The sequence below is a fragment of the Segatella copri genome, from assembly GCF_019249655.2.
GTDB lineage: Bacteria > Bacteroidota > Bacteroidia > Bacteroidales > Bacteroidaceae > Prevotella.
In genome coordinates, this window is sequence record NZ_CP137557.1 from 3,169,192 (window position 1) to 3,194,552 (window position 25,361).

Here is a 25,361-nt window from a genome sequence, read left to right on the forward strand (position 1 = left end):
AAACAAGATATGGCAAAAATAGATTTTCAAAATTTCACTATTCCTGTAGGGATTAGTAAAAAAAGAAAGCAAACAGGTGACGCTCGTGAAACCATTGCAAATTTGGTTTACACTCGTTCCATGGGAATAAAAGCACATCATTTGGCTTTCAAAATATATGAGAGCAATGGTGCAACGGAATTTTCCGATGATGAAGTCAATCTCATAAAAGAACTTGTGGAACACTATTGTTTTCCAAGTATCATAGACGCTTTGAATGAGCAACTAAATTGTCAAACGGATAAAAACGAATAACTATGGCATTGACAAACGAAGAGAAGCAAGAACTACTCAATGCGATGAAAGCTGAATCGCAAGGTGTAGATGAACTGGAGCAAGTAGATACCTTGGACGGTATCATGAGCCTTCCAGCCTTACGAGGTGAGGAAGTAGTGAGTGCGCCAATAAAGCTGCTGACCAAACCAGCGGAGGATGCTGTGGCAAATGCAGTAAGTGCAGCAAATCGAGCAACGGAAGCAGCGCAAACCGTGTATTCTATCACACAGGTCGCAAATTCTGCTGCAAGTGCAGCCAATGCAGCCGCGTCAGCAGCTTCTGATGCAGCGGAAGAAGCTAATAATGCTGTGGCTGCTGCATCTGAGGTTGTGGCTAAATACGAGAATGTAGCCAAGGCTGCTTTCAATGGTGCAACGGCACGTTTTTCCTATATGGTGGAATCTGCCACAATACAACTTCAATCATCCATTGCCAAGGGCGGTGTAATCGTCTATGTGCAGAGCCAAAAGCAATTTGCCTATTATGTGGGTGGCAAGTATTACGGCAACTGGGCTGTTGAAGGTGTTCCCAATGCGGAATTGTACCGTGGTGAGGATGTTTCAAGCATACAGAAAAACAAGGTTTATCTTTGTGGTGATGTTCTCTATGTTTGGAGCGATGAAGAAAATGACCTTGTTGAAATCAGTGGCAGCGGTGGCGGTAACACGTACAATGTGACTGAGCAAGTTCCGCTTGAAAACGGTTACTATACGCTTGCCACTGCCATCAAAGCAGTGGAGGAAAAGCAGCGTACCAAGGGACGTTGCATAACTTATGAGGTATCACAAGGCAAGTGGGAGACCAAGCAATTCATTGGCACGAATCTTTCAAGCTGGGAATCAATTTCAAGTTGGGAAGATTTCGGCGGTGCAGGGACTGTCAAGAGTATAACGGTAAATGGCACGAAGCAAACACCTGATTCCACTGGCAATGTGAATGTGGCCATCAAGGAAACTGAGATTGATGAAAGCCTTGACGCAAACAGCACAAACCCTGTGCAGAACTCAGCGGTAACGGCAAAGTTCAATGAGGTGGAGGCTAACACCATCTTTGGTGGCAATGCGGAACTTAGTGAGGATGAAAGCACGGTACATCTTACCTTAACCAACAAGAGTGGTGCGGAAGTTGTAGGCTTGGACATTCCTGCAGGTAAAGGTGGCGGTGGTGGAGATTCTTCCACCACAAAGATTGTTTTGGGTTCATCTGTTGACAATCTGGTCATCAAGGAAGGTGGCAATGCACAACTTACATACACCTACGACCACCAATATAGCAGCGGTGACGAAAAAGGCACATCCACTGGTCAGAAAGCTACCATTGAGATAGAAATGAAACGCGGCTCTATCACCATGTACCATGACACCATCGAGGATGTGAGCAAGGGTAGCTATACGCTTGACCTTTCCAAATATTTGCAGGTCGGCACTACGGACATCTATGTGAAAGCGTCCACCACTGACCCTACAACAGGAAAGAAACAGACCAAACAGAGCTATGTGAGTGTAAAGGTTGTTACTCTTACGCTCACAAGCAGCTTCAATCTTGCGGAGGCGATAGCCAAAGGTGGCTATGGCACGAACGAAACTATCAGCATCCCATACGCCGTAAGCGGTTCGGGTACTAAGGTTGTAACACTCTATGTGGACGGCAAGCAACAGAATGCCCACACCATAACACGCAGCGGAACAACCAACAGCAGTTTCTCATTGTCCATGACCGCATACAGCGTTGGAAGACATACCATACAGATGGTAGCGGAAATGGAGGCAAGTGCAGACCTTACCTTAAAGAGTGACAGTATCTACATTGACATTCTGAAAACTGGAAGCAACACACCATTTATTGGAACAATGATGACACACTCGGACGGTAGTATTTTTACAACGAATCACTTGACACCATCATTGGAGATAGGGCAATATGAGCAAGTGAAGTTTGAGTTTGTCGCCTACGATCCTTCAACGACACCAGCGGACGTGAGCGTTTATCGCAACGACATCAAGACACAGAACGTGAACGTGCCAAGAACCACACAAATATATACAAACCGATTCCTCGAAAAGGGAACTGTGCCAATGAAGTTCAAATGTGGTGTCACAGAATACAAGTTTTACATTGACGTGAAGGAAAGTGGCATTGACATAACCGAGACAACATCAGGCTTGCAGTTGAAGCTCACAGCCTCTGGTCGTAGCAACAGCGAAAGCACACCGTCTGAATGGAGTTATAACGGCATCAAAACCACGTTCAAAGGGTTCGACTGGAAAAGTAACGGATGGACGGGGGACGCATTAAAGTTGACCAACGGCGCAAACATCGAAATTGGTTATGCCCCATTCAAGAGCGATGCCACGACCAATGGAGCCACTTATGAAATGGAACTGATGTGCTCTAATGTGACAGACAGAAACGGTGTTGTCATTGATTGTATGAATGGCAATGTCGGTTTTAAGCTGACAACGCAAGAGGCAATAATGAGAACTGGGGCAGGTTCGGAGGTCAATACACTTTTTGCGAGTGGGTTGAATCTAAAAATAGCCTTTGTGGTGCAAGAGAAGTTAGGCAACCGTTTGATGGAACTCTATGTGAACGGCATCCTTTGTGGTGCAAAGCAGTACGCCAACACAGACAGCCTTTTGCAATCGTCACCTGTCAACATAAAGGTAGGAAGCGACAGCGCAGACGTTGAACTGAGAAACATCCGTGTCTATAACCGTGCGCTTGGCGATGATGAGGAACTTGCCAACTATATGGTTGACCGTCCGACAACGGATGAAATGGTGGTGTTGTTCGAGAACAATCAGGTGATGAATGATGAGGGTACTGATGTCGATATGGACAAACTTAGAGCCAAGGGCAAGAGCGTGATGCGCATCGTGGGTGATGTAAATTTGGTCAATCAGACAAACAACAAGAAGTTTGAGGTTCCTGTTGACATTTACTTTTATTCTGCCTATGGCAAGGAGTACGACTTCATCATCTATCAGTGCGGATTGCGCATACAAGGAACTTCCTCAACCACATACCCAAGAAAGAACTACCGCTTATATTTCGGTCGTTCCAGCAAGTATGGTACAAAACTGTATGTCAATGGCGCGGAAGTTCCAGATTGTATGTACTCATTCAAGCCAGGCGCACGTCCGATCAATATTTTCTGCTTGAAGGCAGATTTCTCGGATTCCTCTTCAACCCACAACACTGGAGCTGTGAGAATCGTCAATGACATCTGGAAGCGTTGCGGATGGCTCACACCACCGCAAAAGGCATATACTGGCAACTATGATGTCCGTATCGGTGTGGATGGTTTCCCAATAGATTTGTTCTATGATAATGACAATACTGGTGAAAACATCTATCTTGGCAAATATAACTTCAACAATGAGAAAAGTGGAAGTGCGGCCATCTATGGCTTTGAGGGGATCGAGGGATTCAACGATGAGGCTACTTTGGGCGGACAGCGAAACAAATGTATCTGTCTGGAGTTTCTGAATAACTCTGAGGCACTTTGTCTTTTCGGTACGGCTGATATGGGAACGTTCGCCAATGCTTTGGAGTTCCGATTTAAGGCAGATGATACCTGGGCGACCGCTAACGAGGATGACAAGGCAGCGGTAAAACGTCTTTGGTCTTGGATTCTGTCATGCAAGGGGAATCCAACCAAGTTTTATGCGGAATACCAAGATTACTTCGACAACGACAGCCCGTTTGCCTGGTATATAATAACAGACTATTTCATGGCAGTGGATAACCGTGCCAAGAATATGATGCTTGTGACATGGGACGGCATACATTGGCAGTTCATTCCATACGACATGGACACCATCTTTGGTGAGCGCAACGATTCCGTCCTGAAATATGACTATACGATTACATGGGAAACAATGGATGAAAGCATTGGCTCCTATGCCTTCGCTGGACATGACAGCGTACTTTGGGAGCTTGTGAGGGGATGCCCCGACAAACTGAGAGAAGTGGCTGACAAGATTCGCTCAAACATGAGCCTCGAATATGTGCTGAACGTGTTCAATGTGGAGCAGATGGGCAACTGGTGTGAACGCATATACAATAAGGATGGCATATACAAGTATATCACTCCTTTGACGGAAGGCGTGACAACAGCAGATGGTACCAACTATTATGATTACCTCTATGCCTTGCAGGGAAGCCGATACGCACACCGTACTTTCACCATCCAAAACCGCTTTGCGCTGTTGGATAGTAAATATGTGTGTGGTACATACAGAAAGGACAGCTTTGCAGCTTACTTTGGCTACAAGTTCGGAAGCGACAACCGAAAGATAAAGATAACATCCAGCGAACGTTATTATTTCGGATACGGCTATACGAGTGGCACACCACACCAGAGCGCAATACTGGCAGAGAATACTGGCAGCACAGTTCAACTTACACTTGACACGGACTTGATTGTGAATGATCCTCAATATGTCTATGGCGCAAGTCGTATCTTGGGGCTTGACCTCACGGATGTCAGCCATGCCATATTGCAGACGCTCAATCTCAACAACTGTTCGGCACTTCGCACACTTGATGTCAGTTGCTCTGCCACTCAGACAACGCTCAACGCATTGCTTGTAAACGGATGCAGGAACCTTCGCTCACTCAATATGACTGGATTGAAGTCTTCAAGTTTTACAGGTATTGACCTGAGCGCAAACACCAAGTTGGAAACATTCCGTGCTGGCAAGAGTGCCTTGACAGGCGTAAGCTTCGCACAAGGTTCACCATTGAAGACCGTAGTATTACCTTCAACGCTGCAAACCTTGGAACTTCGCTATCTTGGCAAGCTCACAAACAGCAGCCTCACACTCGAAGGCACGTCAAATGTCACACGCCTTGTGGTGGATAATTGTCCATTGATAAATTGGCAGACGCTTTACAACAGATGCAGCAACGTGAAATATCTACGTGTCACAGGCATAGACATGGAAGGTGACGGAACCTTGCTGAAAAATATGCTTTCAATGGGTGGCGTGGATGAGAACGGTGGCAATGTTGATTCATGCCGATTGGTCGGTACATATCGCCTCACCACATACATTGCCGATGAGGAATACAGGAAGTGGCAGGAACATTTCCCTGAGCTGAATATCATTCAACCTGAGTACACCATGATAGAGTTTGATGACAGCGTGGCAGATGATGCCAACGTGTCCAACCTTGACAATAAGACTGGCTACAAGTACGGCAATGACTATGTTCCAAGCGGTCACATTACAGCACTTTTGAAGAAACGCCATCGTGTCCTTGCCAAGGTAACAAAAAAGCCAACGACACGTTCTGTCAAAATTGCAGGCATTGATACGACAGCAAACAACCTTGACGGCGTTGTCACCATCTATCCGTTGCATGATGAAAATTCCAACTATTATGCGGATGCGGAAGCCGTGGTAAATTGCACAGCAGCTAAGTTGAATGGCTCAGAAGGTGATATTATGATGTACGAGCCACACCGATGGATAAAGGGAGTCAATGATTACCTGAACAACAAGCACTACAGCTGTTATAGCAGCAATCTTGCCATGCCATCAGTGCCAAAAGCAAAGGTCATTTTGCTTGGCGAGATACAAAGCAGTAACAACTACAGAAAAGGATATAAGGTAATGAGTGGCAAGGACACCTTGCAAAACTCATATACAGCCGATAGTAGCTATGCTGTTTGTCGTGTGCCAGTATCGGGGTACAAGCGTGTTCGTTTCCCTTCCGTTCCTGGTACCAACCTTGTGGGTAGTATATTCACCAATGATTCGGGGAAGGTGGTTAAGACTATTGTTGTGCCAACGCTCAGCAACAAGTTTGAGGCTGGAATGTATTTGATTTCCGACATTCCTTCTGGAGCGACATATCTCAACTTCACCATATTGCTGACTGCTGAGTTCGACAAGGTGGTATTGAGTAATAGCGATAAGATTGAAGACATGGAACCTGATTGGGTCAATGAGGATGAATATTTGTGCGCAACTGTAGGCAGCTCAGTTGTAGGTGACAAACTTCGTGCTGTTGTGACAGGTGGTAGTACTACGTCAAATATGACGTGGGGCGATTTCCACTATTACAGCGTTCAAAGAGGTATGCAACAGATAGACGCAAGTATGCACAGCGACATTGCCAACCTATTTTTTGCAAAGTATGGTCGTAGAGATGCCCAAGATCAATGCGGTGCTGGTCAGCACACAAACATGCGAACAACAGGCGGAACAATGGCATACGGTATGACAGACACCATCGGTTACAAGGCAGCAAAGGCCATCAACGAGAATGTTACAAATTCACTCATTGATGACTTGGTGAACCAATATGCTTGGTACAAGGTAAATGGCGAATATGGCTCTATAGATGTCAAACAAGTGAATAATACTTGCTGCCTGGGTTATGAAGACATATTTGGCAACAAGTACGACATGATGGATAATGTTGACTTGCCAAATGACAGTGGTAATGTTGGCAAGTGGCGTATATGGATGCCAGATGGAAGCACAAGAATGGTCAAGGGTACTACTAACAGCGGAAACTGGGTAACAGCCGTATATCATGGCAAATACATGGATGTGGTACCAGTGGGTAATGTGAGCGGTTCATCAAGTACATATTATAGTGATGTGTATTGGATAAGCACAGCTGCAAGCCGTGTGGTTTATCGTGGGTGCTACAACGCGCATGCGAATGGCGGTGTCGTAATTGCGTATGCGAATAACGATGCCTCGTATGCGAGTGCGAGTGTCGGCTCGCGTCTGGCCTTCCGCGGTCAAATCGTCTGGGCGCAAAGCGTCAGTGCGTTTAAGGCGATTAGCGAGGTGGCGTAAGCGAAAGCGTCAAAGCGTGGAGCGAAGCGACAAAACGAAAGAAGGCAGTTAGGATGGTGTTCTAACTGCCTTCAAATGTATAAAATTCCGGCGAAGCCGGTCGATTTTTTTGAGATTTTTGGGGTATGGGGATAACTTTGAAAAGTTGCGTTTCGTTTTTGAAAATGATGCGCTTCGTTTGAAAATGCGCGAACATTTCGTTTTGCGGATTATATATCATCCTGGCGCTCATGGCTTTGACCACGGTCTCAGCCAGTGCACAAAAAAAGCAGACCATCGAATTGCCTTCGTGGTTGAGCAACGTAAAACTGTCGGGGTATGGAATGACCCAATATCAGTACAGCGGACAGAAGAACGCTGAATCCAACTCGTTCAACATCCGAATGGGCCGTATCGCCTTGGAGGGTCGCATTGCAGACGACTTCTACTGGAAGACTCAGATTCAGTTTAACGGCAACACCTCCAACCTGGGTTCAAGCCCAAGAATGGTGGATCTGTTTGCCGAATGGCAGAAGTACGAGTACTTCAAGGTAAAGGTGGGTCAGTTTAAGAACCCATTCACCTTTGAGAATCCGATGCACCCTATCGACCAGGGCTTCATGGGTTATTCCCAGAACGTGAGCAAGTTGGCTGGTTTCAGCGACCGTGCCGGCGAGCACGCATCCAATGGTCGTGACATCGGTTTGCAGCTTCAGGGTGATTTTCTCAAGAATGCCAGCGGCAGAAACCTGCTGCACTATCAGATTGGTGTATTCAACGGACAGGGAACCAATACCAAGGACGTTGACCAGCAGAAGAATGTGATTGGTGGCGTATGGGTAATGCCAGTAAGCGGCATGCGTATCGGTGCCTTCGGATGGACCGGTTCTTATGCCAGAAAGGGAACTTGGACCGACGAGCATGATGCAAGCTATACAGCCGACATCCAGACTCGCTCAGGTGTCCGCAAGCTCAATCAGAATCGCTACGCCTTCTCTTTCGAATACAAGAAAGATGGCTGGACCGTACGTTCTGAGTATATCCACTCTACCGGCAAGGCTTTTGCCAAGAGCATCACCAACTTCAACGATGCCAACGCCAAGGACTGCAATCTGAATGCAAAAATCGGTGACAAGGCACAGGGTGTATATGGCCTGGTCATTGCCCCATTGGCACAGCTGCCGAAGAACAGCCGAATCGACATCAAGGCACGTTACGACATGTATCAGCCTAACGGCAAGAATAACATGCAGAAGACCCAGTATGAGGCAGGCTTGAACTTCCACATCGGCAAGCGAATCACCATCCTCACCGAGTATGCGCTGGTCAACGACAAGACGCTGGCCAAGCACAATTACTCCATGGCTGATGCTGAGTTCTGCTTCCGCTTCTAACAGATACAGCAAGAGGGTGTGTCATAAGCCACATCCCATACGCCCTGAAAGGGCAGAAGCTCTTAGCCCAGGGTAACACCCTGGGTATTATGGACATATACAATACCGCCCTGTAAGGGCAAAAGCTTTCTTATATTTTTAAAGCTTTTGCCCTTACAGGGCGGCATTGTTGATTGCGGCTTTTAACCCAGGGTGTTGCCCTGGGCTGGGAGCTTCTGCCCTTTCAGGGCGTATGGGGCAAACCGTCACAGGGCGTGCGGGGCGAATTTTTCTAGAAAGAGTAAGAGAATCCGATAGACATGAATTCCTTAAACTGCCAATAACTGTCGCCATCCTTACGCTTCGCACCATCGTCGAAACGAGGATAGAGGAAGATATTCGATGAAATATAGCGGTTGAACTGGAAGGTGAGCGTGTTCTCCCACTCTATCTCAGCGCGCTTATAAGTAGTATATCCCCAAAGACGGGTCTTCCACTTCAAATTATCCATCACCTGCCAGGTCAAATCGAAGGTACACTCCGAACCGTAATCGGTCATCCCGTGCTCACCTTCCTTCAAACCATATCTTGTAGCAAGCCGCTCACGGCCCACATACTTCCAGTTGAGCGCCAGAGGAGCCAGATGGGCACTACCCTTCAACCTGTGGTTGAGCCAATCCACCGAATAATCCATACCGACAGAGAGGTTCAGATTGAATGGCGAGAAGAAATCGGAATAAACAAACTTATCATTGCTCTTGTAGCCATGGGCAAACTGCGTCTGCGCCACCATCTGAATGGTATAATACCATTTGCGGGAAGCCTGGAGTCCCAACTTGCTGGTGTATCGGATCAAGTCGTCGGAAGTCTTCAGGCTGTGCACGGAATCTCCTTTGGAAGTCTGATAGCCCAATCTCATCTCCAGCTTGTTCTCCCACTTCACCTTCTGCTTGTTGTTATAGTTGGCCTGCATGGTGAGTCGTCCCAGCAGCGAATAGTTGCTCTCGCCACCCTTGTACCAGTTGTCCGACACGTAGTTCTGGAGGAACTGCAGATAGTAATCGCCTGCGAAAGTCCAGAAGTTAGGTCGGAAGATGACGATGTCCATCGGTGCCGCATCCGGTTCAATCGCCTTCGGTGCCACATCCTCAATGATGTCGCGCTTCTGCTTCTTGTTTCTGTTGTCAGCCACGATAGGTGCGCCCACCTCTTCCAGATGGCGCTGGGTCACCTTCACCAGATCTGGGCGTCGCAGATAGATATCCAGCAAGGCAGCATCCAGTTCCACATCCAGCGAATCACCCACTCCAGCCTGAGGCTTCAATCGCAGGAATCGATTGGCAGGCGAGCGATAGAACGTGAGGGGAGTAAAGAGCTTGGCAAACCTGGAATCATCAGAATCCATCCTGACGGGCTGGATGGAATCGATACGGGCACGCAGAGCCGACAGAGAATCAGCATAACTCTCTGCCAGGGTTGGCTCCATCACTTTCACAGTATCTTTTTTCACCACTGTGCGCTTGTGCAGGCGTTGTGCTTCTACCGAAACAGCCCCTGCAATAATCGTCAAAACGAGTAGTCCTAATCTTATTTTCATACCTTATTTTATCTATTCGGGCACAAAGGTAATAAATAATTCATAAATCCAAGGGCTTTATCCCAAATAATTTTGGTATTTCGCAAAAATATCGTAACTTTGCACCCAAAATTATTCTAATTTAAATTATATATATCGTGGCTGAAACAAAGTACATCTTCGTTACCGGTGGTGTGGTTTCTTCTTTGGGTAAGGGAATCATCTCATCATCCATCGGTAAACTTCTTCAAGCAAGAGGCTACAACATTACTATCCAAAAGTTTGACCCATACATCAACATCGACCCGGGTACACTGAACCCGTATGAGCATGGTGAGTGCTATGTAACGGTAGATGGTATGGAGACCGACCTCGACCTCGGACACTACGAGCGATTCACCGGCATTCAGACTACAAAAGCGAATTCTCTCACCACTGGTCGTATCTACAAGGCAGTGATTGACAAGGAACGTCGTGGCGATTATCTCGGTAAAACCATCCAGGTGGTGCCTCACATCACCGACGAGATCAAGCGCAACGTGAAGCTGCTCGGCAAGAAGTATCACTATGACTTCGTGATTACTGAGATTGGCGGAACCATCGGCGACATCGAGAGTGCCCCTTACATGGAAGCTATCCGACAGCTGAAATGGGAACTGGGCAAGAACGCCGTCAATGTGCACCTCACCTACGTGCCTTACCTCAAGGCAGCAGGCGAGTTGAAGACAAAGCCTACCCAGCACTCCGTGAAGGAACTGCAGAGCGTAGGTATTCAGCCAGATGTTCTGATTCTCCGCACCGAGAAGCATCTCGAAGAGGGAATCCTGAAGAAGGTGGCTAGCTTCTGCAACGTAGATTTAGACTGCGTAATCCAGAGCGAAGACCTTCCTAGCATCTACGAGGTGCCTGTAAACATGCAGAACCAGGGCCTCGACACCGCCATTCTCCGCAAGATGGGCGAACCTATCGGCGAGAAGCCTGCGCTGGGTCCTTGGAGAACTTTCCTCGACCGCAGAAACAAGGCTACAGAGGTGGTAAACATCGGTCTCGTAGGAAAATACGACCTGCAGGATGCCTACAAGAGTATCCGCGAGAGCCTCTCGCATGCCGGCACCTACAACGACCACAAGGTGAAGATTACATTCATCAACTCAGAATATCTCACAGAAGAGAACGTGGCTGAGCAGCTGAAGGGTCAGGATGGCGTAGTCATCTGTCCTGGATTCGGCCAGCGAGGCATCGAGGGCAAGATCATCGCTGCCCACTACACCCGCACCCACGACATCCCTACCTTCGGCATCTGCCTGGGTATGCAGATGATGGTGATCGAGTTCGCCCGCAACGTGCTGGGCTACAAGGATGCCAACTCACGCGAGATGGATGAGAAGACTCCGCATAATGTCATCGACATCATGGAGGAGCAGAAGAACATATCAAACATGGGTGGAACCATGCGACTCGGAGCCTACGAGTGCGTGCTGAAGCAGGGCAGTCGCGTGTTCAACATCTATAAGAAGGAGCATATCCAGGAGCGCCACCGCCACCGCTATGAGTTCAACAACGAATTCCTGAAGGAATACGAGAAGCATGGCATGATGTGCGTGGGCCGCAACCCAGAGAGCGACCTGGTAGAAATCGTGGAGATTCCGGGCTTGAAGTGGTATATAGGAACACAGTATCACCCAGAATACCAGAGCACGGTTTTGAAACCACACCCACTGTTTGTTGACTTTGTAAAGACCGCCATCGCTAACAAGAAATAGCAGGAAAAGAGCTAAGATTCTGCTGCATTCATCATGAAAAAGCGGATGGCTGTCTCTTCAGACAGCAGAAAGGCATAGAGTTTGCTGTCTCTTCAGAGAAAATAAAACAATAAAAATAAGAATGAATAAAAACAACATTTTCGGTTTCCTCCTGATTGCCGTAGTGCTGATAGGTTTCAGCTGGTACAACCAGCCATCAGCCGAAGAACAGAGAACGGCATTCGTTCAGGACTCCATCGCCAAGGCTAAGCATGCCGAGATGGAAAAAGCAAGCAAGGCTGCCGCTGATAAGCGCCAGGCTGATGCAAAAGCAAAAATCGAGGCAGATTCTACCGCCCTCTTCTACTCGGCTTTGAAGGGACAGGCTAAGACTGTAACGCTCGAAAACGAGAAAGTGGCGCTTACTCTCAACACCAAGGGTGGCACTGTAGAGAAAGCTGTAATCAAGGGGTATGTGGGTCACAACCTCCAGGTGAAAGATGGTTCTGCCGACCAGAAGGACGTTACGCTCTTCGACGGCAAAGACCAGTGCCTCAAGTTCATGCTCGAGGCAAAGGAAGCAAACATCATCACCAGCGACCTCTACTTCACTCCATCCAACGTTACCAAGAACTCTGTAACCATGACTGCTGTGGCTGCCCCTGGCAAGACCCTCAGCATGACTTACACCCTGGGCAAGGGCTACATGCTCCACATGAGCCTGCAGGCTGAGGGAATGTCTGGTCTGTTCTCGCCAAACTGCAACAAGATGAGCATCGACTGGAGCGACAAGGCGCGCCAACAGGAGCGTGGATTCATGTTCGAGAACCGCTACACCACCCTCACCTATCATGAGGCAGAGGGCGGCACCGACCATCTGAACGAGGGCAGCGAGAAAATCGACGAGAAGATTGAAGAGACTATCGACTGGGTATCTTTCAAGAACCAGTTCTTCTCTGCCATCATGGTGGCTAAGGACAACTTCGACAAGGATGCCTTCATGACTTCTATTCCTCAGGAAAAGGGTACTGGCTACCTGAAGCAGTTCCAGGCTAAGATGAAGACTTCCTTCGACCCAACCGGCAAGAAGGCGTCTGAGTTTGAGTTCTACTTCGGTCCTAACGACTTCCAGATTCTGAAGAACACAGAGAAGGAGAGCACCTTCGGCAAGGATCTGGAGTTCCAGAAGCTCGTTTATCTGGGATGGCCTATCATCCGCTGGATCAACCGTTTCTTCACACTCTACGTGTTCGACTGGCTGAGCAATGTATTCCCAATGGGTATCGTATTGATTCTCATCACTTTGCTCCTGAAGCTCATCACCTACCCTATGGTGAAGAAGAGCTACATGAGTTCTGCCAAGATGCGTGTGTTGAAGCCAAAGCTCGAGGCAGCTACCGCTCAGTTCAACAAGCCAGAGGATCAGATGCAGAAGCAGCAGGCGATGATGGCAGAGTATGCTAAGTATGGTGTAAGCCCACTGTCAGGCTGTTTGCCAATGCTGATTCAGATGCCGGTTTGGGTTGCGATGTTCAACTTCGTTCCTAACGCCATCCAGCTTCGTGGTGAGAAGTTCTTGTGGATGAACGACTTGAGCACCTTCGACCCAATCTTCGAGTGGCACACCAACATCTGGTTGATTGGCGACCACTTGAGTTTGACCTGTATTCTCTTCTGCGTAGCCAACCTGTTGTACTCATGGATGACGATGCGCCAGCAGCGTGATCAGATGGTAGGTCAGCAGGCAGAGCAGATGAAGATGATGCAGTGGATGATGTATCTCATGCCATTGATGTTCTTCTTCATGTTCAACGACTACTCAGCAGGTTTGAACTTCTACTATTTCATCTCCTTGTTCTTCAGTGCCGCAATCATGTGGACCTTGCGCAAGACCACCAACGACGAGAAGCTCCTCGCCATTCTGGAGAAGCGCTATCAGGAGAACAAAAACAATCCTAAGAAGGCAAGCGGCTTGATGGCCAGAATGCAGGCCCTCCAGGAGTTGCAGCGCAAGCAGCAGGAAGAGATGATGCGTAAGCAGGCTGAACTGAACGAGAAAAAGAATAATCTCGGAAAATAAAGTTTTCTAGATAAAAATGAAAGCGTAATGGATTACCCAGAAAAGGTGTTCATTACGCTTTTTTTATATGATTACATAATTAAAGCCAAAAAAAGATTGTTAAAAAGCCCCAAAAGCTTGGCAGTGTAACTATTTTTAGTTACATTTGCAGTCGAATACATAAAGAATGTGACAAATGAACAAGAAAGATAAACTTTTGAAACGCTTCTATAGTCTGCCGAAAGATTTTACTTTCGACGAGATGGTTAGTGTATTTTCCTGCTATGGGTTTCATCAGGAAAACAAAGGAACAACTTCTGGTTCAAGAGTCATATTTGTCAATGACATAGATGGCAATAGCTACATCATGCACAAGCCTCATCCTTCAAATATTATCAAAGGATATGTTATGAGACAAGTATTCACATTTCTAAAAGCTAATGGATATATTAATAAATAGGAGGAACATAATATGGGATTATTAAAATATAAAGGTTATACGGGTAGCGTAGATTATAGTGAGGAGGACAATTGCTTATATGGCAAGGTTCTCGGAATGAGCAAGGATATGATTACCTACGAAGGTCAAGATGTCAATGAACTACGAAGGGATTTTGAAGGCGCAATAGATGACTATCTGACTTTCTGTAAAGCCAATGGCAAGACACCTCGTGCACCTTATAGTGGCAACTTGAATATCCGCATTACTCCTGAAATTCATAGCCGTATTGCAATGATGGCGATGCAAGCAGGAACAACCATCAATGGTTTTATTCGTGACACACTAGCTAATGTTACAGGAGTAACTCCAGTCACAAACGCATAACATTACCCCCGAAAAGGTATAATTTGTTAAATGATATTATAAATTATACCTTTTTCGGGGGTATTTTCATTTTTTATTCGTATATTTGTCCCCGAAAGGGTATAATATAATATCTTTAATAGTAGGATTTTACCCGAAAGGGTATAAAATGAATAAAATATGAGCAATACATTATCATCATACGTCAAGGAAATGCGCAAGCAATTCGGATTGACTCAAGTAGATTTGGCCGCGAAATCGGGCGTAGGTCTCCGATTCGTAAGAGAACTGGAGCAGGGAAAGGAAACATTGCGACTCGATAAAGTAAATCAGGTTCTCCTCCTCTTCGGCCAGGAAATCGGCCCCGTTCCTATCAAAAAAGAATAAAAATAGAATTTTATGAAACAAGGAAAGATTTATCTCTACAACCAATACGTAGGTCTGCTGACGGAAGATGAAACGGGCTTCACCTTCGCCTATGATGCAGATTACCTGGCATCAAGTCAAGCCGAAGCCGTGAGCCTCACACTCCCGTTATCCAACGAACCCTACCACGATACCGTACTGTTTCCCTTCTTCGATGGGTTAATCCCAGAAGGATGGCTGCTGAACATCGCAGAAAGCAGTTGGAAAATCAACCAGCGGGATAGAATGTCACTCCTCCTCGCCTGCTGCAAGGATTGCATCGGAGCCGTCAGCGTCATCCCAGTAGATGACTCCCCTGCAGAAGGAACAAATGCTTCACCCCAAAACTAGAAAGGAGAAAGAAATATGGAAAAATGTCTATATTGCTATAAACCGCTCAAGCCAGGCCTGGTAGATTACCACCCTGCTTGTGCCAAGAAACTCTTCGGCACCAAGGAAGCCCCTGTTCTACCCTATGTAAGAAAGGAAATCGGCGACCTGGCAAAGCAAGTAGTGCGTGCCCAAACCACCCTCACGGGTGTGCAGGCAAAGCTCTCGCTCGATGTAAACCCAGGCGGAAAGAACGAACCATCCCGCTTCACCATTGTAGGCCTTTGGGGAAAATACATCCTCAAGCCCCAAACCGATCGCTATCGCTGTCTTCCCGAAATAGAAGACCTCACGATGCACCTCGCAGAAGCCGCCAAAATCGCCGTGGTTCCCCATGGCTTGATTCGCTTTGCCGATGGCGAACTCTGCTACATCACCCGGAGAATAGACCGCCAGGACGATGGAACAAAAATACCGATGGAGGATATGTGCCAGCTGTCCGAGCGTCTCACCGAATACAAATACAAAGGATCCTACGAGCAGGTAGCCAAACTCATCAAAAAGTATTCCTCCTTCTCGCAGCTCGACCTCGTGAACTATTGGGAGTTAGTCATCTTCTCGTGGATTACCGGCAACGCCGACATGCACCTCAAGAACTTCTCGCTCTACAACAACCGCAAATTGGGCTATGGCTTAACCCCTGCCTACGACCTTCTCTGCACCAAGATTGTAATGCCGGAAGATACAGAAGAACTCGCCCTGACGCTCAATGGCAGAAAGCGAAAGATTCAGAAAGCAGATTTCATCAAGGTAATGACCGCATCAGGACTCAGCGAAAAGGTAATCAACAACATCGCCAAGAAATTCCGTCGCTCCATCGTGAAATGGCTCGACCTGATAGAAGCCTCCTTTCTGCCGGATAGCATGAAGAAAGAATATAAAAAACTGATTCTCAGCAGAGTCATGGCTTTGAGATAATTTCTTTCTGAAATTATTTCTGCAATTCTTTCCGCCAAGCAGAACAAACGAGAATAAAAAAAACAAAAAATAAGAATAGTATAAACAAAATAAAAGAAATGAAGAAAATACTCTTATCACTTTTAGCAGCTGTTGGCTTATCAACCACCGGCTGCTCAGCACAGGCTGGCCAATCATCAAAATCAGCCCCATCCGACGGCATCATCGTATTGGCTCCACAGACCTTTATCAACCAGGCAAAGGCAGATACAACCAGCATCATTCTAGATGTCCGCACTTCCAAGGAATATGCAGAAGGACATCTGGCAGGTGCCCAACAATTGGATTACCTCAATCCCGAAGCATTCGATGCCGGCATCAGTAAGCTTGATAAATCCCGCACCTACTACATCTATTGCAGAAGCGGAAAGCGAAGCCATGGTGCCTGCCAGAAAATGAAGAAGCAAGGCTTCAAGGTATATGATATGGAAGGCGGAATCCTAAACTGGACCAAGCTCGGAATGCCGGTTGAAAGATAAAAATAGCTAATAGTTTTGGTTATTTTAGAATTATTCCGTATTTTTGCAGCAACTAAAGATACAAGTTATGGTTAGATTACAAGAAAGCTTAGAAAAATTAGCCAACTTCAAACAACAGTTTGGAGATAGCTTTGGTATCACTAAACTCGGTATTTTCGGCTCGGTTGCACGAGGCGAAAATACAGATGACAGTGATATAGATATTGTTGTGGAAGTAGAAAAGCCAACTCTCTCGCTCATGCATAACTTACATGAGGCTTTAAGTAAACTATTCAATACCAAAGTTGATTTAGTTCGCTTCCGCAAATCGCTCCGCCCTTTATTGCAGTCAAATATCAATCAGGAGGCCGTTTATGTATAATCGCAGTACCATCCACGACAAGCTCGAAGAAATCAAAGAATCAATCGAGTTAATACAAGAATGGAGCAAGGATGTGGAATCAGCTGATGATTTCATGCTTTCCCCAACTAAGTATATGGCCTTCAATGCTTGTGTTATGAGACTACAGGTAATTGGTGAACATGTGGGTAAACTTTTAAAAGTAGAAGAAAAGCCTTTAGAAGCTTATCCCAACATTCCATGGCAAGCAATATATGGCATGAGAAATATGATTTCTCACGAATATGCCAATGTCGATGAAACAATCGTATATGATACTATCAAAAACGGATTACCAGAATTGAAAATAATCATCGAAGATTTACTTCATCATTATTAATTGGCACTCAAGAATTACCCCCGAAAAGGTATAATTAATCAAACTTCACGATTAACTATACCCCTTCGGGGGTATTTTATTTTATCCGAATCTATTTCTTCAACAGAATCCAAGCCGAATCTACTTCTTCAATACCGGCTCGCAGGTGATGCTGACACCAAGCTTCTTGAAAATCTTCTGATCCACATCACTCAGCATCACGGTGCAATGAGCCTGACAGCCACGGAGCTTTGGCAACTGCTCCAATGCCTTTCGGCAATTCTCATCATTCTCTGAAAGAACAGAAAGAGCTACCAAAACCTCATCCGTATGAAGACGAGGATTATGACCGCCCAGATAGTTCACCTTCGTATGCTGGATAGGCTCAATCATCGACTGAGGTATCAGCTTCAGCTCATGGTCGATGCCCGCCAGATGCTTGGTTACATTCAGCAGCAATGCCGCACTGCAACCCAGCAACTCACTGCTGTGACCGCAGATAATCGTGCCATCCTCCAACTCAATCGCAGCAGAAGTATGACCCGTCGCCTTCTTGTGATCCTTAGCCGCTACAGTCACCTTGCGATAAGCCGTGGTAATATTAGCCTGCTTGAAAAGCATCTGAATCTTGCTGATCTCCGCCTCGTTGCACGCACCGGCAGCCAACTTGTTGGTAGCCGCATAATAACGGCGGATAATCTCGTTCTTCGAAGCCTCGCAGCAAGCCTCATCATCCGAAATACAGAAACCCACCATGTTCACACCCATATCCGTAGGCGACTTGTATGGATTGCTTCCGTAGATACCCTCAAACAAAGCGTTGAGCACAGGATAAATCTCCACGTCGCGGTTGTAGTTGATGGCAATCTTGTTGTATGCTTCCAGATGGAATGGGTCAATCATGTTCACATCGTTCAAGTCGGCAGTAGCAGCCTCATAGGCGATGTTCACCGGATGCTTCAATGGGAGATTCCAGACAGGGAAGGTCTCAAACTTGGCGTAACCCGCACGCACCCCACGCTTGTTCTCGTTATAAAGCTGACTCAGGCAGACTGCCATCTTGCCGCTACCAGGACCCGGAGCAGTAACAATCACCAGCGGACGCTCGGTCTCCACATAATCATTCTTGCCGAAGCCCTCGTCAGAAGCGATGAGATCCACATCATGAGGATAACCCTCGATGAGATAATGGCAGAAAGTCTTGATGCCCTCACGCTCCAGGCGCTGCTTGAAGGCGATGGCTGCAGGCTGACCGTTATAATGGGTGATGACAACAGAACCCACCATGAAGCCACGGTTCTGGAACTCGCCACGAAGGCGCAGCACGTCCTCATCGTAAGTAATGCCCAGGTCGGCACGCTTCTTGTTCTTCTCGATGTCGGCGGCACTGATTACGATAACAATCTCGATGCTATCGCTGATTTTCTGGAACATGCGCAGTTTACTATCAGGCTGGAAACCTGGCAAAACGCGGCTGGCGTGGTGGTCATCGAAAAGCTTGCCTCCCAATTCCAGGTAAAGCTTTCCGTCAAACTTAGAGATTCTCTCCTTGATGTGCTCGGATTGAATCTTCAAATACTTCTCGTTGTCAAATCCTAACTTCATATTGTGTTATCTTTCTTTGAGTTGAATTCTATATCCTTATCGTTTAAAAAACAAATCGCCTGCAAAATTACAAAAAACTATTGAATTACGAGACAAATATGAAGATAAAGTTTCTAAAAAGTGACAGATAAGCCACAAGAAAGAGAAATAAACTCGCAATCCTTTCGCCAAATCGAATTTTTGCAGTAACTTTGCACCGAATATTCAATAAAATCACAAAAATATGATTAAAGCAATGATTCTGGCTGCAGCAGCACTCACCATGAGCGCAACTTCAGCCAATGCACAGACTATGATTGAAAAGAACAACATCAAGGTGGAAAACCACCGGATGACCCCAGAGGCTCTTTGGGCGATGGGAAGAATTGGTGGCGCCGAAGCTTCGCCTAACGGCAAGCAGGTGGTTTACCAGGTAGGTTACTACAGTGTGAAGGAGAACAAGAGCCATCAGATGCTCTTCATCATGGATGCCAACGGCAAGAACCAGAAGGCACTGACCACTGATGCCAAGAGCGAGACCGATGCGGCATGGATTCAGGGCGGAGAGAAGATTGCCTTCATCCGCGGAGGCCAGCTCTGGAGCATGAACCCAGACGGCACCGGCCGCAAGCAGCTCACCAACGACAAGTTGGGCATCCAGGGCTTCCGCTTCTCCCCTGACGGCAAGAAGGTAATCCTCATCAAGGAACTCCCTTACCACGGAACCATCAAGGAGAATCCTTCCGATCTGCCTCTCGCCACCGGTCGCCTCGTCACCGATATGAATTATCGCCACTGGGACCACTACGTAGAGAGCCTTCTCCACCCGTTCGTGGCTGATGTTGCTGCCGACGGCACCATCAACGCAGGCGAGGATATTCTGAAGGATGAGCCATTCGAGTGCCCTATGGCACCATTCGGAGGCATCGAGCAGCTGGCATGGAGCCCTGATTCCAAGACCATCGCCTACACCTGCCGCAAGAAGGAGGGCGTACAGTATGCCATCTCTACCGACTCTGACATCTTCCTTTATAATATAGGTACGCGCGAGACCAAGAACATCTGCAAGGAGGCTGGCTATGTAGAGCCTAAGATTGATGCTACCAAGAGCATGAAGAACCAGGCAGTGAATGCGCCTGAGAATCTGAAGAACAATCCGGGTTACGACGTGAACCCTCAGTTCTCTGCTGATGGCAAGTACATCGCTTGGCAGAGCATGGCTCGCAACGGCTACGAGAGCGACCGCAACCGCCTCTGCGTATACGACCTCGCCACAGGCAAGAAGAACTATGTATCAGACAAGTTTGATTCAAACGTAGAAGGCTTCGTATGGAACAAGGACAGCAAGAGCCTCAGCTTCATCGGCGTTTGGCACGGAACCCTAAACCTCTATCAGGCCAACTTCAAGGGCGAAGTGAAGCAGATTACCAATGAGTGGGCTGACTACGGAAGCATCTCGCTTGCCAACAGCGGCAACAAGCTTCTCGCTACCAAGGCAAGCATGAGCCACCCTACAGATATCTACATCGTTACCCCTGGTAAGAATGCCAAGAGCACCAAGGTAGAACAGATTACCCACGAGAACGACCACATTCTGAGCCAGTTGAACCTGGGCAAGTGTGAACAGCGATGGGTGAAGACCACCGACGGCAAGGACATGCTGGTATGGGTGATGTTGCCATCTAATTTCGATGAAACCAAGAAGTACCCTACCCTCCTCTTCTGCGAGGGCGGTCCTCAGAGTCCGGTGAGCCAGTTCTGGAGCTACCGCTGGAACATCCAGATTATGGCAGCCAACGGTTACGTCATCGTATTGCCTAACCGCCGTGGTCTCCCTGGTTTCGGCAGTGCATGGAACGAGGAGGTTTCAGGCGACTGGACGGGTCAGTGCATGAACGATTATCTTTCAGCCATCGATGATGCTACCAAGAATCTGCCTTACGTAGACAAGGATCGTCTGGGATGTGTGGGAGCCAGCTTCGGCGGTTTCTCAGTATATTATCTCGCCGGTCACCACAACAAGCGTTTCAAGGCATTCCTCGCCCACGACGGAGCTTTCAATCTGGAGAGCATGTACACCGATACCGAGGAGGCTTGGTTCAGCAACTGGGAGTATGAGGATGCTTACTGGAACAAGGATAAGAGTGTCAACGCCAAGAAGACTTACGAGAACAGTCCTCATAAGTTTGTAGACAAGTGGGATACTCCTATCCTCTGCATCCATGGCGAGAAGGACTACCGCATCAACGCCAACCAGGGCATGGGTGCCTTCAATGCAGCCCGCATGCGCGGTATTCCAGCCGAACTCCTCATCTATCCTGATGAGAACCACTGGGTATTGAAGCCACAGAACGGCGTGCTCTGGCAGCGCACCTTCTTCGGATGGCTGGATAAATGGTTGAAGAAGTAAAGCTTTGAAGAAGTTATTATTTGAAGAAAGAAATCTTTGAAGAAAATAATTAAACAAGAGGGTGCGTCATGGATTTATGACGCACCCTCTTTTCTGTTTCTACTCCCCGAATTCCTTCTTTACATCAAAGCAAGGACAAGCCTTGGCGGAGAACTCGTTGTGACCATGAACCGTCGCCTCGGGATATTCCTCCTTCAGCTGCTCAATCAGCGCTTTCAGCGCCGCCTTCTGCTCGGGGGTTCGGGTGTCCTTTGGCTTGCCAGTCTGGGATAAGCCGCCGATGTAGCATACTCCGATGCTCACGGTGTTGTGGCCCTTGCAGTGGGCGCCCACCTCTTCTACTGATCTGCCCACATGGATGCTTCCGTCACGATAAATCACGAAATGATAACCGATGCTGAAAAAGCCACGCTCACGATGCCAACGGTCGATATCGGCTACTGTGTAGTTGCGACCCTCTTGGGTCGCACTGCAATGAATGATGATTTCCTTAATCTTACGCATAATATAATAATGTACAATGTATAATTATTGGGGATTGTTAGTTGCAGGAATATTATTCGCAGGAACATTATTGGGAAGAACAACCATATACTCTTTAGGAATATCGTCTTTTCCCCAGTTCTTGATAACCAGCGTCACTCTTTCCTTTTTCTGCAAAGCATCACTGATCATGTCGCAAAACTCCTGAAACTTCTCCTCGTTGTTAGCCACAAGTCCAGTCTTCAACGACTTGCCCATCACGATGCTTCCATACTTCAGGGCAAACGGACCGAAACCTGGCTTAAGATAAGGCTTGCGAATCACAGGCTTCTTCGAAACTCGACCTTTCTCCTGCAGAATCGTAGGCATGGTTCTTACCTCCTCTACAATCTCTGTCTTAAACTTCTTCTCATTCTTCACACCCTTGGTCTTCTCCTTCTCCTCTTCAGTCTCCTTCACCTCTACCTCAATTTTCTTCTGAAATTTGATAGGTACAGGAGCAATCTTGTAACGACCTGCAGGCAGGAATTTCTTAGGATGTTCTACGGTGCCGGTGAAATATACTCCGTTAATAACCAATGTGCCATCTACACCCCATGGAGTGAAGCGACGGCGAAATATAGTAATATTCATGATAATTTATACTTAATTTATTAATGACCCTTAATGACACTGACCCTTAATGACACGCTTAAACGGTAGGCGATGCTTTCTGATAACGCTTGTCTGGCAACACGCTTATCAAGCCCTGTTGCTTCCAGTTCTTCAACATCTGCTTCACCGACTCATGAGTAGCACTCGCCCCTTTCACGGAAATGCTCTGCTGCTGAGCCTGGTCGAAGGAGAAGGTTACGTCAAGTCGCTCGAAGATGGAATCGTTTCTACCCCTGCGCGTGCGGTCGTATGGCGACTGTCCGCAATAATCTTTCGACGAGAAAGCATCCTCGATGCGGGAGCGGAAGAAGTAAAGTGCATTGTCCAACTGATAATCAGCCAGAACATTGAACACGCCCAGCATGGTAGGCGTCTGCATCTTCACTATCAAATCCTTCCACGCCTGCGGATTCTGCTTCAACAGCTTCTCCGCTCCCTGGAAACCGTGCTTCTGAATCAGCGATTCAGCCACCTTGCAGAGCAGGATACAGGTCATCATTCTCATCGTGGTAGGACAGATTCGGAAACGCTGACGGGCTTTCACCTTATCATCATTCTTCATCGTCTCCAGGCGAATCTGTTCCAGCCATTCTCTACCCTTTTCCTCCAGCTTAGGAAGCACCACGTCGCCTTCCATCAGAGGCAGCAGATGGGCTACCTGCATGATGCGGTCGCGCTGGCGTTCGGTGAGCACATACAGATTATCCGTCAACGGAGTAAACGTGTTGTCTGGGGTTCTTGCCACGGTAATACGGCTCTGAAAACCATCCGTATAATTGTTCACCACTCTATAGAGCGCATCAGGCGTTCCACACATCACCACGTTCCATAACAGTCTGTCTATGTGAACATTCACTGCGTCTGCGCTTCTAGCCTCACGCTCGTAGCTCGTACCGTCGTAAGCCTGACGGAGCATCACGGAAAAGTCGCTCATCGCCGATTTCCATTTCTGCGCCACAGTGTCGGCTTCTGGAGTAAACGAGAAGGCGTGCTTGCCTTCCGTATTAGCTAATCTTTCAGCCAAATTCGCCACGGTGTTGTTCAGCGTCAGGCATCTTACGGGCAGTTTCGGCTCTTCCGGCTGCTCCTTCTTGTTCTTCGCCGCACGCTTCTTGGCTCGCCATTCGTCCTCCTTCTGCTGATACATTTTGTCCATATCCTTCACTTCCGAAGTCCATGCATCCACCACGGGGTCAATGCTTCCCTTTCCAGAGGCAAAATCACCGGCGATGTAGGAGATGAGGTTCAGCGAGTTCATCTTGCCGTGAACCGCCACCTTTACGCCCGTAGCCAGCATTCCGATGGCGGGGCAGATGGCGGTAATCACGGGCATTGCCAGTGCCGGACCCACTGCATCCAACGAATCCTTCACGCCCAGTGGCATTTTGGGCAGGGCGTTGTAAAAAAACAGATCGTCCTGGGCATTCGCCTCATCCAGCGCATTGACCAACGCCTCATTGTCTTCCTGACTTCCGCCCTTAGCAGCCCCCAGCTTCAGTTTTTCCTGTCGGATAGCAGCGAGCACATCTTTCAGTCGCTTAGGCATTTGGGTGATTTTCTCGTTCAGCGCCGAGTTGATACAAGCCATCTTCTCCTGCTCAGGGAAACCATCGTAGCAGGGAATTACCTGAGCCATCAGATTGCGGTCGAAGCCACAGATGTGGCGAAGGTTCACGGCAAGCTCAAAGGTCAGCGTGTTGCGGTTGGAGCGAACTGGCTCATGCCCGTCATTATACATCTGCCACCACTTTTGGATGATTTCGGAATATGGGATTCCGAGGTAATCATTACTGGATGAAGAAGTGGATGAAGGTGATGATGAAGGAGATGAAGATGATGATGAAGCGGAAGCAGGCTGAGCCTGATTCTTAGAAGAATTCTGAGAGGATTGAACCTTTTGAGGATTCATCTGATTTTCAAGAGATTTCTGATTCTCTTGATTACCCAGATTTTTCTGAGAATCAAAAGCCTTCTCTTCAACCTTCTCCAACCAAGGCTTGTAATGCTTATTCGCCTTGTGTGCACCTGAAGGCAACTCCTCCTGCCCATACTTCTCACGCTCTTCCAGCACCTTGCCTTCAGCCGCCACGGCAGCTTCTTCATAATCATCCTTGAAGAGTTCGGGCGATAGATAGAGCAAATCTTCAGCATCAGCAGAAGTTGTGAAATAAACTCGGTTAATATCGTGAGCCGAAGTATCCATCTCGCACTCCATCATCTTGGCAATTCTTACCTGGTTCTCCAGGATAGTCTTGCCCATCTCTCGCTTGCACACCGCATGACCGCCCTGTCGTGCGCTGCGTTCCAGCATCAGCAAACCATATTTTTCAGGTTCCTGCAGCATCAGCTTAGCAGCCTTCTCGAAATCCTGCTTATCATCCAGGTCGAAGCCGAAAGCCCGGCTAGGCAGCTTCGTGCCCTTCACCACACCTTGCGGATAATGCCCGGAGTAGTTAAACTGCACCAGTCTTCGCTTCGCCCCGTCGTTTCCCTCGCGCGCCAGTCGCAAGTTCGCCTTCTGTTCGTAGCTTCCACGAATCTTTCTGTAATCCTCTTCCGAGGTGATGGAGCGGGCCACCTTGTGCCCGTTCTCCACCTTAATTAAATAGCAACTCATCTATGTCTTTCTAC

General features: G+C 47.6%; 19 protein-coding genes. 14 read left to right on the forward strand and 5 right to left on the reverse strand.

The window, feature by feature from the left end; translation table 11 throughout:
• Positions 1 to 9: 9 nt before the first annotated feature.
• The 3 genes from KUA49_RS13065 (at position 10) to KUA49_RS13075 (ending at position 8,509) form a co-directional block, all read left to right on the forward strand.
• Complete coding sequence (locus tag KUA49_RS13065) at positions 10 to 294, forward strand: hypothetical protein (protein ID WP_118311832.1); 285 nt, start codon at positions 10 to 12, stop codon at positions 292 to 294.
• Positions 295 to 296: 2 nt separating this feature from the next.
• On the forward strand, positions 297 to 7,136 hold the full coding sequence (locus KUA49_RS13070; RefSeq protein ID WP_218411594.1) for a CotH kinase family protein: 6,840 nt from the start codon (positions 297 to 299) through the stop codon (positions 7,134 to 7,136).
• A 230-nt stretch (positions 7,137 to 7,366) separates the two neighbouring features.
• The gene (locus KUA49_RS13075; protein ID WP_218411593.1) at positions 7,367 to 8,509 is read left to right on the forward strand and encodes a porin; all 1,143 of its coding nucleotides are present in this window, start codon (positions 7,367 to 7,369) and stop codon (positions 8,507 to 8,509) included.
• A 271-nt stretch (positions 8,510 to 8,780) separates the two neighbouring features.
• On the opposite strand, the gene KUA49_RS13080 is transcribed toward KUA49_RS13075, so the two are convergent.
• Positions 8,781 to 10,085, reverse strand: coding sequence for a DUF3078 domain-containing protein (locus KUA49_RS13080; RefSeq protein WP_218411592.1), 1,305 nt, complete (start codon positions 10,083 to 10,085; stop codon positions 8,781 to 8,783).
• A gap of 137 nt (positions 10,086 to 10,222) precedes the next feature.
• Between KUA49_RS13080 and KUA49_RS13085 the strand changes: the two genes are divergently transcribed.
• The 10 genes from KUA49_RS13085 (at position 10,223) to KUA49_RS13130 (ending at position 17,620) form a co-directional block, all read left to right on the forward strand.
• A complete protein-coding gene (locus KUA49_RS13085; RefSeq protein ID WP_203049049.1) occupies positions 10,223 to 11,827 on the forward strand; it encodes a CTP synthase in 1,605 nt (534 codons plus the stop codon).
• A 121-nt stretch (positions 11,828 to 11,948) separates the two neighbouring features.
• Positions 11,949 to 13,886, forward strand: coding sequence for a membrane protein insertase YidC (yidC, locus tag KUA49_RS13090; RefSeq protein ID WP_218411591.1), 1,938 nt, complete (start codon positions 11,949 to 11,951; stop codon positions 13,884 to 13,886).
• A 175-nt stretch (positions 13,887 to 14,061) separates the two neighbouring features.
• Positions 14,062 to 14,325, forward strand: a complete 264-nt coding sequence (locus tag KUA49_RS13095) for a type II toxin-antitoxin system HicA family toxin (RefSeq protein WP_218411590.1) — start codon at positions 14,062 to 14,064, stop codon at positions 14,323 to 14,325.
• 12 nt (positions 14,326 to 14,337) lie between these two features.
• Complete coding sequence (locus KUA49_RS13100) at positions 14,338 to 14,691, forward strand: type II toxin-antitoxin system HicB family antitoxin (protein ID WP_218411589.1); 354 nt, start codon at positions 14,338 to 14,340, stop codon at positions 14,689 to 14,691.
• Between the two features lie 159 nt (positions 14,692 to 14,850).
• Entirely contained in the window at positions 14,851 to 15,057 is a 207-nt protein-coding gene (locus KUA49_RS13105) for a helix-turn-helix transcriptional regulator (RefSeq protein WP_022111675.1), read from the forward strand.
• Between the two features lie 12 nt (positions 15,058 to 15,069).
• The gene (locus KUA49_RS13110; protein ID WP_203049051.1) at positions 15,070 to 15,426 is read left to right on the forward strand and encodes a HipA N-terminal domain-containing protein; all 357 of its coding nucleotides are present in this window, start codon (positions 15,070 to 15,072) and stop codon (positions 15,424 to 15,426) included.
• Between the two features lie 15 nt (positions 15,427 to 15,441).
• On the forward strand, positions 15,442 to 16,383 hold the full coding sequence (locus KUA49_RS13115; RefSeq protein WP_218411588.1) for a HipA domain-containing protein: 942 nt from the start codon (positions 15,442 to 15,444) through the stop codon (positions 16,381 to 16,383).
• A gap of 98 nt (positions 16,384 to 16,481) precedes the next feature.
• Positions 16,482 to 16,901 carry a rhodanese-like domain-containing protein gene (locus tag KUA49_RS13120; RefSeq protein WP_218411587.1) on the forward strand — a complete coding sequence of 140 codons (420 nt, stop codon included), beginning with the start codon at positions 16,482 to 16,484 and terminating at the stop codon, positions 16,899 to 16,901.
• 67 nt (positions 16,902 to 16,968) lie between these two features.
• The gene (locus tag KUA49_RS13125; RefSeq protein ID WP_218411586.1) at positions 16,969 to 17,262 is read left to right on the forward strand and encodes a nucleotidyltransferase family protein; all 294 of its coding nucleotides are present in this window, start codon (positions 16,969 to 16,971) and stop codon (positions 17,260 to 17,262) included.
• On the forward strand, positions 17,255 to 17,620 hold the full coding sequence (locus KUA49_RS13130) for a DUF86 domain-containing protein (RefSeq protein ID WP_218411585.1): 366 nt from the start codon (positions 17,255 to 17,257) through the stop codon (positions 17,618 to 17,620). Before KUA49_RS13125 ends, KUA49_RS13130 begins: the two co-directional genes overlap by 8 nt.
• A 120-nt stretch (positions 17,621 to 17,740) precedes the next feature.
• Here KUA49_RS13130 and KUA49_RS13135 read toward each other — a convergent pair whose 3' ends face one another.
• Positions 17,741 to 19,204, reverse strand: a complete 1,464-nt coding sequence (locus KUA49_RS13135; RefSeq protein ID WP_203040237.1) for a DUF1846 domain-containing protein — start codon at positions 19,202 to 19,204, stop codon at positions 17,741 to 17,743.
• Positions 19,205 to 19,427: 223 nt separating this feature from the next.
• Between KUA49_RS13135 and KUA49_RS13140 the strand changes: the two genes are divergently transcribed.
• The gene (locus KUA49_RS13140) at positions 19,428 to 21,593 is read left to right on the forward strand and encodes an alpha/beta fold hydrolase (protein ID WP_218411584.1); all 2,166 of its coding nucleotides are present in this window, start codon (positions 19,428 to 19,430) and stop codon (positions 21,591 to 21,593) included.
• 99 nt (positions 21,594 to 21,692) lie between these two features.
• Here KUA49_RS13140 and KUA49_RS13145 read toward each other — a convergent pair whose 3' ends face one another.
• From KUA49_RS13145 to KUA49_RS13155, 3 genes are read right to left on the reverse strand one after another with little or no spacing between them, the layout of a single operon-like run.
• The gene (locus KUA49_RS13145) at positions 21,693 to 22,097 is read right to left on the reverse strand and encodes an N-acetylmuramoyl-L-alanine amidase (RefSeq protein ID WP_218411583.1); all 405 of its coding nucleotides are present in this window, start codon (positions 22,095 to 22,097) and stop codon (positions 21,693 to 21,695) included.
• Positions 22,098 to 22,121: 24 nt separating this feature from the next.
• Positions 22,122 to 22,709 (reverse strand): hypothetical protein, encoded by a 588-nt coding sequence (locus KUA49_RS13150; RefSeq protein ID WP_218411582.1) that lies wholly within the window; start codon positions 22,707 to 22,709, stop codon positions 22,122 to 22,124.
• Positions 22,710 to 22,767: 58 nt separating this feature from the next.
• Entirely contained in the window at positions 22,768 to 25,347 is a 2,580-nt protein-coding gene (locus KUA49_RS13155) for a DUF3987 domain-containing protein (protein ID WP_218411581.1), read from the reverse strand.
• Positions 25,348 to 25,361 lie beyond the last annotated feature (14 nt).